This is a genomic window from Streptomyces sp. NPDC057307, from assembly GCF_042667665.1.
Classification (GTDB): Bacteria; Actinomycetota; Actinomycetes; order Streptomycetales; family Streptomycetaceae; genus Streptomyces.
On sequence record NZ_JBHUZM010000178.1, the window covers coordinates 1 to 13,594 of the forward strand.

Here is a 13,594-nt window from a genome sequence, read left to right on the forward strand (position 1 = left end):
GCGGACGACTTCCGCGCGCTGCGCGCGTCGTGCGCCACGCGCGAGGAGTTCGCGGCGAGGCTGCCGGCGGGGTGGGTGGCCCAGCTCGCGCTCGCGGGCACGCCGGACGACGTCCACGCCCCCCGCACGGTGGTCCGTGCGGGGCTCTCGTGGCGCTGTACGGGCGCTGGAGCGCCTGGGCTCAGCCCTGCCAGCTGTGCGGGGCCCGGAAGCCCGGCGTGCGCTCCAGACGGCGCCAGCCGGCCGTGGAGCGGCCTCGGTGGGCCGAGGCGGCGTCCGCGTCGGGGCGGGCCGCGGCGCGCGCCATGAGGACGGCGGTGATGGCGGCCAGTTCCTCGGGGCCCGCCTGGCCCTTCTCGACGCGGAGCAGCGAGCTGTCGGCGCGGAGCGGGGAGTTGTGGGAATCGTTCATCGGGCTCGTGTCTCCGTCTTCTCGGCAGGTGGGCGGCGTCGTGGGTGGCGTCGTAGGCGGCACGGGGCCGCGTCCGGCGGGGCGCGGGCTCACTGCGGGGGGTTGCCGTGCTTGCGGGACGGCAGGTCGGCGTGCTTCGTACGGAGCATCGCGAGGGCCGAGACGAGGACCTCACGGGTCTCGGCCGGGTCGATGACATCGTCGACCAGACCGCGCTCCGCGGCGTAGTACGGGTGCATCAGCTCGGCCTTGTACTCCTTCACCATGCGCACGCGCATGGCCTCGGGGTCCTCGGCCTCGGCGATCTGCTTGCGGAAGATGACGTTGGCGGCGCCTTCCGCGCCCATCACCGCGATCTCGTTGGTCGGCCAGGCATAGGTGAGGTCGGCGCCGATGGACTGCGAATCCATGACGATGTAAGCACCCCCGTACGCCTTGCGCAGGATGAGCGAGATCCGCGGGACGGTGGCGTTGCAGTACGCGTAGAGCAGTTTCGCGCCGTGGCGGATGATGCCGCCGTGCTCCTGGTCGACGCCGGGCAGGAAGCCGGGTACGTCCAGCAGGGTCACGATCGGGATGTTGAAGGCGTCGCACATCTGCACGAAGCGCGCGGCCTTCTCGGAAGCCTCGATGTCCAGGACGCCCGCGAGGGACTGCGGCTGGTTGGCGACGATGCCGACGACCTGGCCGCCCAGCCGGGACAGCGCGCAGATGATGTTGGTGGCCCAGCGCTCGTGGATCTCCAGGAAGTCGCCGTCGTCGACGAGCTCCTCGATGACCTTGCGCATGTCGTACGGGCGGTTGCCGTCGGCCGGGACGAGGTCGAGCAGCACGTCGGAGCGGCGGTCCGCCGGGTCGTCGGACTCGGCGACGGGCGGGTTCTCGCGGTTGTTCGAGGGGAGCATCGCCAGCAGGTAGCGGACCTCGGCGATGCAGGTCTCCTCGTCGTCGTACGCGAAGTGCGCGACGCCCGAGGTCTCGGCGTGCACGTCCGCGCCGCCGAGTCCGTTCTGGGTGATCTCCTCGCCCGTGACCGCCTTGACGACGTCGGGTCCGGTGATGAACATCTGCGACGTCTCACGGACCATGAACACGAAGTCGGTGAGGGCGGGGCTGTACGCGGCGCCGCCGGCGCACGGGCCGAGCATCACGCTGATCTGCGGGATGACACCCGACGCCTTGGTGTTGCGCTGGAAGATGCCGCCGTAACCGGCGAGCGCGGAGACGCCCTCCTGGATACGGGCGCCCGCGCCGTCGTTCAGCGAGACCAGGGGGGCACCGGCCGAGATGGCCATGTCCATGATCTTGTGGATCTTGGTGGCGTGGGCCTCGCCCAGGGCGCCGCCGAAGATACGGAAGTCGTGCGCGTACACGAAGACGGTGCGGCCCTCGACCGTCCCCCAGCCGGTGATCACCCCGTCGGTGTACGGCTTCTTGGCCTCCAGGCCGAAACCGGTGGCCCGGTGCCGGCGCAGCTGCTCAACCTCTTTGAACGAGCCCTCGTCGAGCAGCAGCGCGATACGCTCGCGAGCCGTCAGCTTCCCCTTGGCGTGCTGCGCCTCGGTCGCGCGTTCGCTCGGCCCGCTCAGCGCCTGCCCCCGCAGCGAGTGCAGCTCGGCCACGCGCCCACGGGCGTCGACGGGCTCACTCGGCGTCTGGTCCACAACGGTCATGTACCGACCCTACGAAGAACAGCGGCAAAAGCCGCCGTCGACTCCACACAGTCTCCTGCCCGGATTCCTGGTGGGGCTGGACAGAACCGGGGTGGGCTCGGGCCGAGTCAACAGCCCGGAGCCCCTCGCGCTTGTGAGATTCCTCCAGATGTCAGTCCGATGTCGGCCGTTGGCCAACCACGCGTCACGCGTCGTCGCCGTGTGGCGCGGGGTGACGGCGGGGCGACTGAGGATGCCGGACCGGGCCCCGTGGGGAGTTCGCCGAGGTCTCGCCGGTGCCCCGTCGGGACCCTGCCGACGCCTCGGCGGGACCGGTTTCGATGGCGGCGGGTGAGCGGCCGACGTCAGGTTGTGAAGACTCCCGAACTATTGAGAGCGCTCTCAGTCAAACTCTTGACGCGTCCCGGACACGTGACGAGAGTGGGGCGCAGACGCAGGCGCGGCCCCCCACCTACCGCGCCCCACTGCGTTCCCCCCACATCTCAGGAGAACATCCGTGATATCGCGCAGAATGTTTCTGACCGGTACGGCCGCCGCGGCCACGGCGCTCACCTACCCCGTCTGGGGAAGCGCCCTCAGCCCCCGCGCCTCGGCCGCCGCCGACACCTGCGAACTCGCCCTGGTGAACAAGTCGTTGCCGGGCTCGGTCAACGCGTACGTCACCGGCCACGAGCAGGGCACCGACCGCTGGGTGCTGCTCCGCGCCGACGGCAGCGTGTACAAGCCGGAGTCGCCCGCCGAGGCCAACACCCCGCTGCCGGTCGACTGCGCCATTCCGCTGGGCGCGGCGGGCGGCGCCGCCGTGACGCTGACGCTGCCTCAGATGTTCGGCGCGCGCGTCTACTTCGTACGTGACGACACCCTGGACTTCTTCCTGAACCCGGGTCCGTCCCTGGTCGAGCCGGCGTTCGCGAGCGAGAACGACCCCAACTACGGCCGCACCTGGTCGTTCGCCGAATTCACCTTCAACCCGCAGCAGTTGTACTCCAACATCAGCTACGTCGACCTGGTGACCGCGCTGCCCATCGGGATCACCCTGGAGGGCGACGCCAAGCACGAGGTCGCCCCGCTGCCCGAAGGCGCCCTCCAGAAGATCGCGGACGGTCTGACCGCGCAGGCGGCGGCCGACGGACAGCCGTGGGACAAGCTGATCACGCGCGGCGCCGACGGCCAGGTCCTGCGGGTGATCGCGCCGCAGAACGCGATGGCGCCGTACTTCGACCGGCCCGAGGAGATGCCCTTCAGGGACGTCTTCGACGGCTACATCGACCAGGTCTGGCAGAAGTACGCCGCCGAGGACCTCAAGATCGACCTCCAGGGCGGGCGCGGCGTGCTGGCCGGCCGGGTCAGCGGCGACACGCTCACCTTCGCCGGCGGCCACACCTTCTCCAAGCCGTCCTCGAAGGACATCTTCACCTGCAACCACGGCCCCTTCACCAACAACCCGGGCGACTCGGACGACAAGAAGGCGCTCCTCGCGCGCCTGGCGGCCGGCTTCAACCGCTCGACGCTGCTCACCCACCCCGACCAGCCGAACGGGGCCACGGCGGCGGACTACTACAAGGACCCGTCCACCAATCACTGGGCGCGGGTGCTGCACGCCAACACCCCGATCGGGTACGCGTTCCCGTACGACGACGTACGGCCGGACGGTGAGCCGGACGTCTCGGGCGCGGCGCACGACGGCAACCCGGTGCGCTTCACCGTGTCGGTCGGTTCCTGAGGTCCGCGGACTCCAGGCGTGACGGTGCCCCGTCGCCTCTCCTCCCAAGGAGGGGGCGGCGGGGCACCGTCGTGCTCCGGGCGGCGTCACCCGATCGGCCCGCGTCACCCGATCGGCGGAAGATGTTGAAATTTGAACGAGACAGGTCTACGCTTCGACTCAGTACTTGAACGCTAAACAAATACCTCCGGGAGAAACCCCATGTCTCTGTTCAACCGCAAGTCCGACACCGACGTCGCCACCGCCCCGGTCAACCCCGACCTGGCCCACCTGACCGGTGACTACACCATCGACCCGTCGCACAGCAGCATCGGCTTCACCGTGCGTCACGCCATGGTCACCAACGTGCGCGGCTCGTTCAGCAAGCACGAGGGCACGCTGAGCCTGGACGGCTCCAAGCCGGAGAACTCCTCCGCCTCGATCGACGTGGAGATCGAGAGCATCGACACCGGCGCGCCCGACCGTGACGGTCACCTGCGCAGTGCGGACTTCTTCGACGCCGAGACGTTCCCCAGGATGACCTTCCGCTCGACCGGCGCGGAGCAGGCGGGCGGCGACGACTACCGCATCACCGGCGACCTCACCATCAAGGACGTCACCAAGCCGCTCACGATCGACCTGGAGTTCAACGGCAAGGCGATCGACCCGTACGGCAACGAGCGTGTCGGCTTCGAGGGCAGCGCCACGATCTCGCGCTCGGACTGGGGCCTGACCTGGAACGCCGCGCTGGAATCCGGCGGCGTCGTCGTCAGCGACAAGGTCAAGCTGGTCTTCGACATCTCGGCGATCAAGAACCAGCCCGCCGCCTGACCCGTACCGGAGCGCGGGCGGCGGAGCCGACCGGGGGCAGTCTCAGAACCCGCCCCCGTCGAAGCCGCCGCCGCCTCCGAAGTCCCCTCCCCCGCCGAAACCGCCTCCGTCGAATCCACCGCCCGAGCCGAAGTCACCGCCCGAGCCGCCGTCGTAACCGGTGTAGTCGCCGCCGCCGTAGTCCGCGGCGTAGGCGGGGGTGGTCATGACCGTGCCGAGCATGGTGCCCACGAGCAGGGCGGGGAGCACGCCGCCGCCGAAGTAACCGCCGGCCCAGGGGCCGTACGCCGGACCCGCGTCGTAGTACGGGCGCGGGCCGTGCTCGGTCTGCACCATCCGCGTCATGGGGTCGTCGCCGTCCTCCAGGCGCGCCGCGTCGGCCGCGCAGACGGGGATGGCACGGACGGCGCCGCCGGGCGGCGGTGACCAGTCCACGTCCTTCGTGGAAGGACCGTGCCGGGGGTCGAAGAAACACGGTGAACGGCGCTCCGGCAGCGGCGTGCCCTCCCGCCGCGCCGCGAGCGAGGCGAGCGAGAAGCGGCCGTCGGCCAGCGCCTCGGTCACCGCGCGCACATCCTCCGGGCGCTCGGCGCGGTCCATGAGGGACTTCGCCTTCTCGTACGCGTCCAGCCCCTGCTCGTAGTCCCCGCGCATCGCGTCGTCGGCGCCCTTCTCGCCCGGGTGGAAGTCGAGCCGGTCGAGCTCCTCGCCGAAGGCGGTGATGTCCTCGTCCACGACGACCCGGAGCTTGTCCAGGGCCTGCCTGTCGCGCTCCTCCTTACGGAGGCGGTTGCGGCGCAGCACCGCGTACACACCCGCGCCGCCCAGCACGACGACGCCGCCGAGCGTGATCAGCCCGGCCGTGGCGGATCCGCCGTCGGCGCCGTCACCGGAGGACGTGTTCCAGCCGGCGGGCGCCCGGCCGCGGGTCTCGGCGAGTGCCTGGTCGACGAAGTTGTTCAGCTCCGTCGACGCCCCGACGGCGCCTGTGCCCTTCGCACCGTCGGTGATCGCACGGACGGTGTCCGGCGGCAGGTTACGGGCGTCCGCGGCGGCGTCGAACCTGTCGCCGAGGCGTACGGCGTAGACGCCGGACACCCCGGTCGCGGTCCGGAGCCTGTCGAGGAGTGTGTTGTCCGGGTTGAAATCGGCGGCCTGCGGCAGGACGGCGACGAAGACCGGCTTGTCCGCGTCCTTGATCTTCTTCGTCAGCGCGTCGGCGTCCGACCGGGAGAGCTGGTCGGAGGCGCGCGGGTCGACATAGACCGGGCCCTTCTTGAAGGCCTCGGCCACGGCATCGGGGCCGGTGGCTGCCTGCGCGCTCGGCGCCGCGACGACGGCGGCCCCGGTAAAGGCGAGCAGCAGCCCGGACAGAGTGGTGAACAGCCTCGTCCTCATATCACCGACGGTACCGGAGGGGGCCACTGTCCGGAGGGGGCGAGAAAGAACGGAACGGTGACGTGAGGGGGCCGGACGGGGCGCCCACGGGGCGGGGTACGGGGCCCGCGGGGCCGCCGGCCGCAACGAGCGACGCACCCGGGCGGGGAGGCCCGGGTGCGTCACTCATGGGGGTTCCGACGGCGCCAGGTCGGCGCCGCTATGTCCGTGTGCCTACCTCCGTGCGGCTACTTCTGCTCCACCCGCACCCAGTCGATCTCCGCCTTCACTCCGCCCTGAGCGACCTTGTCGACGCTCGACTGGGGCAGACCCCAGTACGGCGTGGTGACCTGGTTGTGCCCGGCCGGGTAGGCGCCGCCCAGCGCCAGGTTGAGGATCACGTACTGGTTGTGGTCGAAGACCCACTCGCCACGGGTCGACTCCAGCTTCTGCCGCGACGTCGTCTGCACCACCTGGTCGTCGACGGTGAAGATCATGCCCTCGGGCGTCCACTCGACGGCGTAGGTGTGCCACTGGTCGACCCGGCCGCCGTTCGGGAAGGTCTGCGACTTGCCGATGTTGCCGGCGGCCGAGTACCCGGGGCCGTGCAGCGCGGTGCTCGTCCAGTCCGCGTAGCCGACGTTCTCCATGATGTCCGTCTCGCCCGAGCCCGGCCAGGACACCGACGGGTCGTCCACGTCGCTGCCCAGCAGCCAGAACGCCGGCCAGAAGCCGTCGCCGACGGGGAGCTTCATACGGGCGCTGACCTTGCCGTACGTGAAGTCGAACTTGGTGTTGGTGTCGACGCGGCCGGAGGTGAAGTCGTACGTGCCGCCGCCCGGCACCGTGGTGCAGCCCTTGCAGTACTTCGACTCCAGGACGAGCGCCCCGTTCTGGGTCTTGATGTTGTCCGGCGAGTCCACGTACGCCTGCGACTCGCCGTTGACGGAGCCCATCTCCTGGCCGGTGCGGACCACGCGCCACTTGTTGCGGTCCAGGCCGGAGCCGGTGAAGTCGTCGAAGAAGGTCTGCCGGTAGGCGCCGCCCGGGTTCTGCGGCAGTGCGGGGTACGCCGCGGCCGCGCTGCCGCCGGTGCCCCAGACCTGGAACTCGTACAGCGAGTAGCCGAACTGCGCCGTCGACGGCGCCGGGTTGTAGAAGGAGCGGCGCTCCTTGCCCAGCATCCGCACATAGCGGCCGGTCGCGGGGGTCGGCAGGTTGATCGTGTCGTGTCTGCCGACCGCGTCGCCCGGTGACTTGATGTTCGCCCGGCGCTCGGCGATCTGCGCGGCCGAAGGCTGGTACACGGTGCGCCAGTTGCGGTTGTCGTCGGAGACCTGGAGGTCGAAGTTGACCGCGTAGGCGGCCTCCCAGTACAGGTCCACGGACTGGATCGTGGACCGCGCGCCGAGGTCCACGCCCACCCAGCGGTTCTGGTTCCAGTCGCTCGACCAGCGGGACTGGTCGGCCTTCAGGTCGGCCGGCCAGCCGCCGTCGGTGACGAAGGCCGGTGAGTTGCCCGCGTGCTGGTACAGCTCGCCGTACGCGGGGTGGTTCAGCGCCAGGTTGGTGCGGGTGGTGGAGGCGGGGGCGGGTTCGCCGCCGAAGACCTGGAAGGAGAAGAGGGAGTAGCCCCAGGCGGTGGCGCGCTCGACGCCGCGCATCCGGACGTAGCGCCCGGTGGCCTCCTGCGGGTACGTGTGCGCGGTGACGGTGCCGCCGGTGCCCTCGTTCTCGGTGTAGAAGTCCGTCCAGTCGGTGCCGTTCCTGGAGATCTCCAGGACGTACTGCTTGCCGTGGGCGGCTTCCCATTCGAGCTTGACCTGGCTTACGCGGATGACGCTGCCGAGGTCGACCTGGATCCAGGCGTTGTCGGCGAAGTCGCTCGCCCAGCGGGTGGTGGGGTTGTTGTCGAAGGCGGCGGTGGCGGGGGTGCCCGCGTTCTCGGCGCCGGAGGTGGTGACGGCCGCCGGTCTGGCCGCGACGGCTTCCGCCGCGCGGTCGGTGTTCCACGCCGCGGCGGCCCGGACTGCGGGCGGCTGCGGCGGCGCGGCGACGGCGAGGGGCGCCGACAGCGCGAGCAGGGCGAGGGCGGTGGTCGCGAGTAAGGACGTACGTGGGGGCATCGTTGACTCCGTTGGCGATACGGGTGAATGAGCGATGTCCGTACGGGGGTGTTACCGCGAGTGATGTGTGCGGGCGGACGGCCCCGCCCCCGCCCGCGGCGTGCTGTGCGCCGGGGCGGGAGCGGAAGCCGGGGTCCGGTCGGGACCTATCGCGCCTCGCGGGTGAGTCCGATCGTGTCGCGGTACCACTTGGCGCTGTCCTTGAGGGTCCTGACCTGGGTGTCGTAGTCGACGCGGACAATGCCGAAGCGCTTGTCGTAGCCGTACGCCCACTCGAAGTTGTCCATCAGCGACCAGGCGAAATAGCCGCGAACGTCGGCGCCCTGTGCGCGCGCCTCGGCGACGGCCGCGAGGTGGTCCGCGAGATACGCGGTCCGGTCCGCGTCCGGGACGGAGCCGTCGGCGGCGACGGTGTCGTCGAAGGCCGCTCCGTTCTCGGTGATGACGGTGGGGATGGCGTAGTCCTCCTGGAGGCCCAGGAGGAGGTCGGTGAGTTCGGTCGGTGTGATCTCCCAGTCCATGGCGGTACGGGGCAGGTCACGGGGCACGCCGCGGGTGACGGGCAGCCCGTCGTCGTCGACCGGGGAGCCGTTCTCGGTGACGCCGGAGAAGAGGGCTCCCCGGTAGAAGTTGACGCCGAGGATGTCCAGCGGGTCGGCGATGATCTCCAGGTCGCCGTCCTGGACCGGCAGTTCGGCGCCGCGCAGCGCCAGGTCGGCGACGACGTCCTCGGGGTAGCGGCCGTGGACGAGCGGGTCGAGGTAGAGGCGCCGGCCCTGGCCGTCGGCGCGGCGGCACGCCTCGCGGTCCGCGTCGCTGTCGGTCTCGGGCGTGGCCGTACCGAGGTTGAGGGTGATGCCGAGTTCGAGCGGGTTTTCGCCGGCGGCGTCGCGGATACGCCGCGAGGCGAGTCCGTGGCCGAGCAGGAGGTGGTGCACGGCGCGGATCGAGTCGCCGAAGTCCTTGCGGCCGGGGGCGTGGACGCCCACGTCGTATCCGAGGACGGCGGAGCACCAGGGCTCGTTGAGCGTGGTCCAGTGCTCGACGGTGTCGCCGAGCGCGTCGTAGGCGATCGCGGCGTAGTCGGCGAAGCGGTACGCCGTGTCGCGGGCCGGCCAGCCGCCCGCGTCCTCCAACTCCTGCGGCAGGTCCCAGTGGTAGAGCGTGATCCACGGGGTGATGTTCCTGCCGTGCAGCTCGTCGACGAGGCGCTTGTAGAAGTCCAGGCCCTTCGCGTTGCCCGGCCCGCGCCCGCCGGGCTGGATGCGCGGCCAGGCGAGCGAGAAGCGGTACGTGTCGACGCCCAGGCCCGCGATCAGCTCCACGTCCTGCGGCATCCGGTGGTAGTGGTCGCACGCCACGTCGCCGTGCTCACCGCCCTCCACCGCGCCCGGGACCCGGCAGAAGGTGTCCCAGATCGAGGGGGTCCTGCCGTCCTCGGCAGCCGCTCCCTCGATCTGGTAGGCGGAGGTGGCGACGCCCCAACGGAAGTCGGCGGGCAGGCCCTTGAGCGCCGTGGCGGGGCGGGTGAGGTCCTGGATGGGGGTGGCGTTCATGGGTCTCCTGGTTCATGGGTGAGCGCACGGCGCGGGCGGGGCGCGGGCGCGGACAGGGCCTGGTCGGGGCCTGGTCGGGGCGTGGATCAGCCGGAGCGGGCCGCCGAGGTGTCCCCGGCCGGGTCCGGGGCCGCCCCGGCCTCGGGCGCGGCCGGCCCCGTCCCGGACTCCGCCGCCGCCTCCGCGCCCGACGCGAACGCCGGGGCGGGGGGCGAGTGGTGCAGCCAGCAGGCCACGGTGCGGTCGGGCGCGCCGTCCGGCGCGGCCAGCACCGGTACGTGCTCGGCGCACGGGTCGAACGCCTTGCCGCAGCGCGGATGGAAGGCGCAGCCCGTCGGCATCGCCGTCAGGTGCGGCGGCGAGCCGGGGATGCCGGTCAGCTCCCTGCGGGGTCCGTGCAGCGCGGGGAAGGAGTGGAGCAGTCCGTCGCTGTAGGGGTGGCGCGGGTCGCGGTAGATCTCGGCGGCGCCCGCCTCCTCGACGATCCGGCCGCCGTACATGATCGCGATCCGGTCCGAGAACTCGATCAGCAGCGAGATGTCGTGGGTGATGAAGACGACGGAGAAGCCCAGCTCCTCGCGGAGCGCGACGAGCTTGCGCAGGATCTGACGCTGCATCACCACGTCGAGGGCGGTGGTCGGTTCGTCCATGATGACGACCTCGGGCTCCAGCGCGAGCGCCATCGCGATCATCACGCGCTGGCGCATGCCGCCGGAGAGCTGGTGCGGGAACGCGCCGAGCCGGTCGCGGGAGATACCGACCAGCGTCAGCAGCTCCTCGGCGCGTGCGGTGCGCTCGGCCGACTTCATCTCCGGACGGTGCGCCCGGAGCACGTCGGTGAGCTGACTGTGCACCGTGTGCACGGGGTTGAGGGAGTTCATCGCGCCCTGGAAGACGATCGACAGCTCCTGCCAGCGGAAGGCGCGCAGCTCCTGCGGCGTGAGCGTCAGCAGGTCCACCGGGGCCGCGCCGTCCTGCGGCGGCTGGTAGTGGACGTCACCGCCGGTGATCACCCCGGGCGGCGAGAGCAGCCGGGTGACGGCGTAGGCGAGTGTGGACTTGCCGGAGCCCGACTCGCCGGCGAGGCCGAGGACCTCGCCGCGGTGCAGGGTCAGGTCGATGTCGCGCAGCGCGTGGACCGCGCCGGGGCCGGTGCCGTAATCGACATTGAGGCCGCTGATGGTGAGGACGGGGCGACCGGTCGTCATGCGCGGGGCTCCTTGTCGGGCGTGCGGTCGGACGTCCGTGCGGGGGTCCGTTCGGGCGGGGCGCCCTTGGCGGGGCCGCTGCCGTTCGTACCGCTCTTGGCGACGCCACCCACGGCCGCGGACGACGCCCCGTTCAGGCCCGCGTACTTCCTCGCGGCCCCGTCTCCACGGTCCGTACGCGCCACCGGCGTGAAGCCGACGCGCATCCGGATCTTCCGCGAGGAGCCGGATTCGGTGCGCAGCCGCGGGTTCACGAACTCGTCGATGCCGAAGTTGATCAGCGCGAGCGCGGTGCCGAGGAGCGCGATGCAGAGCCCGGCGGGGACGAACCACCACCACGCGCCCTGCGCGAGTGCCTGGTTGGACTGCGCCCAGAACAGGACGGTGCCCCAGTTCCAGTTGGAGATGTCGGCGACGCCGATGAAGGCGAGGGTGATCTCCAGCAGGACGGCGAAGATGACGGTGCCGACGAAGCCGGACGCGATCACGGCGGTGAGGTTCGGCATGATCTCGAAGCCGATGATCCGCCATGTCGGTTCGCCGGTGGCTCGCGCGGCCTCGACGTAGTCACGTTTGCGCAGCGAGAGGGTCTGTGCGCGCAGCACCCGCGCCCCCCACGCCCAGGACGTGAAGGCGATTACGCCGGCGATCAGCAGGTCGCCGGCGTCGGAGACGAAGCTGGCGATGATGATGATCAGCGGCAGCGCAGGGATGACGAGGAAGATGTTGGAGAGCGCCGAGAGGATCTCGTCCATGACGCCGCCGAGGAACCCGGAGGTGACGCCGATCAGCACGGACAGCACCGTCGCGAGGAAACCGGCGATGAAGCCCACCAGGAGCACGCCCCGGGTGCCGACGAGGATCTGCGACAGCACGTCCTGACCGGTCTGCGTGGTGCCGAACCAGTGGTCGCCGGACGGCGGCTGGAGCAGGTTGTCGCTCATCATGTCGGGGTCGTACGGCGCGATCCACGGGCCGATGATCGCGAGCAGGGTGAAGAACCCCAGGATCGAGATCCCGGTGAGGGTCTTGCCGCCGCGCAGGAAGCGCAGCCTGGCTCGCTTGGAGGGGGTGGGCGCCGGAGCCGCGTCGAGTACGGCGACCTCTGTTGCGGGAATGGACATGGCTCAGGCCTCCTTCCGGGTGCGCGGGTCGAGGAAGAGATAGACCATGTCCGCGAGCAGGTTCGCCGCGAGCACGGACAGCGTGATGATCAGGAAGACGCCCTGCATCAGCGGATAGTCCTTGGCGCCGACGGCCTGGAAGAGCTGGTAGCCGATGCCCGGATAGGAGAAGACCATCTCCACCAACAGCGTGCCGCCGACGATGAAGCCCAGCGAGAGCGCGAAGCCGGAGATGTTGGGGAGGATCGCGTTGCGCGCGGCGTACGAGAACATCACGCGGCGCTCGGAGAGCCCCTTGGCCTGGGCGACCATGACGTAGTCCTCGGACGAGACGGTCACCATCATGTTGCGCATGCCGAGGATCCAGCCGGCGATGGCGCTGAGGATGATCGTGATACCGGGCAGGAAGCCGTGGTAGAGCGCGCTGGAGATGAACGGCACGTCGAACGCGGGGACCAGCGAGCTGTCGTAGCCGCCGGCGGCCGGGAAGATCGGCCACTTCACGGCGAACAGCGCGATGGCGATGAGCCCGAGCCAGAAGTACGGGATCGAGGAGATGAACGTCGTGACCGGCAGCAGGCTGTCCATCCAGGAACCGCGCCGCCACCCGCTGTAGACCCCGATGCCGGTGCCGAGCAGGAAGCTGATCAGGGTGGTGAGGCCGACCAGCACCAGCGTCCACGGCAGCGACTGCGAGATGACCTCGCTGACGGGCGTCGGGAAGAAGGTGAAGGAGAGCCCGAGGTCGCCCTGGAAGAGCTGGCCCCAGTAGTCGGTGTACTGCTGCCAGAGCGAGCGTTCCTTGTCGAGGCCGAACAGGGCCTTGAGGGAGGCGATCGCGCTGGTGTCGAGCTGGCCCTGGAAACGGGCGATCAGGGCCTGGACCGGATCGCCGGGCATGAGCCGCGGAATCAGGAAGTTGATGGTGATCGCCGCCCACGCCGTGACGGCGTAGAAGAGGATCCGCTGGAGGACGAACTTCACTTCGCCGCCACCTCCGTCGTGCTCGTGGTGGACCCGGTGCCGGTGGCGGTGCCGTCGCCGCCCGTACCGGTGCCGTCGCCGCTCGCGGGGGCGCCGGGTACGGCCGTGGTGACGGGGCGGTCCTCGTACAGCCAGCACGCCGCCCACTGGCCGCCGTCGAGCTCGAAGCGCGGCGGCAGTTCGGTGCGGCAGCGCTCCATGGCCTTGGGACAACGGGGGTGGAAGCGGCAGCCCCCCGGCGGGGAGATGAGTGAGGGGGGCTCGCCGCTTCCGGTCTCCTCCTGGGCCTCCTCGTCCGCGATCCGGTCGGGGTCGGGGGCCGAGGCGATGAGCAACTGGGTATAAGGGTGCGCGGGTTGCTGGGTGACGGTCTCGCTGTCGCCGCCCTCCACGATCCGGCCGGCGTACATCACCAGGGTCGTGTCCGCGAAGTACCGCGCGGACGCGATGTCGTGCGTGATGTAGAGGATCGCGAGGTGCAGGCGCTCCTTGAGGTCACGCAGCAGGTTCAGTACGCCGAGCCGGATGGAGACGTCCAGCATCGAGACGGGCTCGTCGGCCAGGAGCACCTTGGGGTCGGCGCCCAGCGCCCGCGCGATGG

11 protein-coding genes are annotated in these 13,594 nt (G+C 70.7%); 2 read left to right on the forward strand and 9 right to left on the reverse strand.

The window, feature by feature from the left end; all coding sequences use genetic code 11:
• Positions 1 to 181 precede the first annotated feature (181 nt).
• Together ACFUN8_RS33875 and ACFUN8_RS33880 are read right to left on the reverse strand one after the other, a co-directional pair.
• Positions 182 to 412 carry an acyl-CoA carboxylase subunit epsilon gene (locus tag ACFUN8_RS33875; RefSeq protein WP_383646280.1) on the reverse strand — a complete coding sequence of 77 codons (231 nt, stop codon included), beginning with the start codon at positions 410 to 412 and terminating at the stop codon, positions 182 to 184.
• 89 nt (positions 413 to 501) lie between these two features.
• Positions 502 to 2,085 carry an acyl-CoA carboxylase subunit beta gene (locus ACFUN8_RS33880; RefSeq protein WP_383646282.1) on the reverse strand — a complete coding sequence of 528 codons (1,584 nt, stop codon included), beginning with the start codon at positions 2,083 to 2,085 and terminating at the stop codon, positions 502 to 504.
• A 511-nt stretch (positions 2,086 to 2,596) separates the two neighbouring features.
• Between ACFUN8_RS33880 and ACFUN8_RS33885 the strand changes: the two genes are divergently transcribed.
• Complete coding sequence (locus tag ACFUN8_RS33885) at positions 2,597 to 3,808, forward strand: glycoside hydrolase family 64 protein (RefSeq protein ID WP_383646308.1); 1,212 nt, start codon at positions 2,597 to 2,599, stop codon at positions 3,806 to 3,808.
• A 201-nt stretch (positions 3,809 to 4,009) separates the two neighbouring features.
• Complete coding sequence (locus ACFUN8_RS33890) at positions 4,010 to 4,618, forward strand: YceI family protein (protein WP_383646286.1); 609 nt, start codon at positions 4,010 to 4,012, stop codon at positions 4,616 to 4,618.
• A gap of 42 nt (positions 4,619 to 4,660) precedes the next feature.
• On the opposite strand, the gene ACFUN8_RS33895 is transcribed toward ACFUN8_RS33890, so the two are convergent.
• The 7 genes from ACFUN8_RS33895 to ACFUN8_RS33925 all read right to left on the reverse strand — a co-directional run.
• Complete coding sequence (locus tag ACFUN8_RS33895) at positions 4,661 to 6,016, reverse strand: hypothetical protein (protein WP_383646289.1); 1,356 nt, start codon at positions 6,014 to 6,016, stop codon at positions 4,661 to 4,663.
• A gap of 227 nt (positions 6,017 to 6,243) precedes the next feature.
• On the reverse strand, positions 6,244 to 8,121 hold the full coding sequence (locus tag ACFUN8_RS33900; RefSeq protein WP_383646291.1) for a discoidin domain-containing protein: 1,878 nt from the start codon (positions 8,119 to 8,121) through the stop codon (positions 6,244 to 6,246).
• A 146-nt stretch (positions 8,122 to 8,267) separates the two neighbouring features.
• Positions 8,268 to 9,677, reverse strand: a complete 1,410-nt coding sequence (locus ACFUN8_RS33905; RefSeq protein WP_383646293.1) for a GH1 family beta-glucosidase — start codon at positions 9,675 to 9,677, stop codon at positions 8,268 to 8,270.
• Positions 9,678 to 9,763: 86 nt separating this feature from the next.
• On the reverse strand, positions 9,764 to 10,885 hold the full coding sequence (locus ACFUN8_RS33910; protein ID WP_383646296.1) for an ABC transporter ATP-binding protein: 1,122 nt from the start codon (positions 10,883 to 10,885) through the stop codon (positions 9,764 to 9,766).
• Positions 10,882 to 12,009, reverse strand: a complete 1,128-nt coding sequence (locus tag ACFUN8_RS33915; protein ID WP_383646299.1) for an ABC transporter permease — start codon at positions 12,007 to 12,009, stop codon at positions 10,882 to 10,884. Before ACFUN8_RS33915 ends, ACFUN8_RS33910 begins: the two co-directional genes overlap by 4 nt.
• Positions 12,010 to 12,012: 3 nt before the next feature.
• The gene (locus ACFUN8_RS33920; protein WP_383646302.1) at positions 12,013 to 12,993 is read right to left on the reverse strand and encodes an ABC transporter permease; all 981 of its coding nucleotides are present in this window, start codon (positions 12,991 to 12,993) and stop codon (positions 12,013 to 12,015) included.
• Positions 12,990 to 13,594: oligopeptide/dipeptide ABC transporter ATP-binding protein (locus ACFUN8_RS33925; RefSeq protein WP_383646305.1), on the reverse strand; the 605-nt coding region annotated here is incomplete at its 5' end. The genes ACFUN8_RS33920 and ACFUN8_RS33925, both read right to left, overlap by 4 nt.

What these genes read in the sequence shown, in the direction of transcription:
- ACFUN8_RS33875 (WP_383646280.1), bottom strand. Translation starts at nt 412, where the DNA reads ATGAACGATTCCCACAACTCCCCGCTCCGCGCCGACAGCTCGCTGCTC.
- ACFUN8_RS33880 (WP_383646282.1), bottom strand. Translation starts at nt 2,085, where the DNA reads ATGACCGTTGTGGACCAGACGCCGAGTGAGCCCGTCGACGCCCGTGGG.
- ACFUN8_RS33885 (WP_383646308.1), top strand. Translation starts at nt 2,597, where the DNA reads ATGTTTCTGACCGGTACGGCCGCCGCGGCCACGGCGCTCACCTACCCC.
- ACFUN8_RS33890 (WP_383646286.1), top strand. Translation starts at nt 4,010, where the DNA reads ATGTCTCTGTTCAACCGCAAGTCCGACACCGACGTCGCCACCGCCCCG.
- ACFUN8_RS33895 (WP_383646289.1), bottom strand. Translation starts at nt 6,016, where the DNA reads ATGAGGACGAGGCTGTTCACCACTCTGTCCGGGCTGCTGCTCGCCTTT.
- ACFUN8_RS33900 (WP_383646291.1), bottom strand. Translation starts at nt 8,121, where the DNA reads ATGCCCCCACGTACGTCCTTACTCGCGACCACCGCCCTCGCCCTGCTC.
- ACFUN8_RS33905 (WP_383646293.1), bottom strand. Translation starts at nt 9,677, where the DNA reads ATGAACGCCACCCCCATCCAGGACCTCACCCGCCCCGCCACGGCGCTC.
- ACFUN8_RS33910 (WP_383646296.1), bottom strand. Translation starts at nt 10,885, where the DNA reads ATGACGACCGGTCGCCCCGTCCTCACCATCAGCGGCCTCAATGTCGAT.
- ACFUN8_RS33915 (WP_383646299.1), bottom strand. Translation starts at nt 12,009, where the DNA reads ATGTCCATTCCCGCAACAGAGGTCGCCGTACTCGACGCGGCTCCGGCG.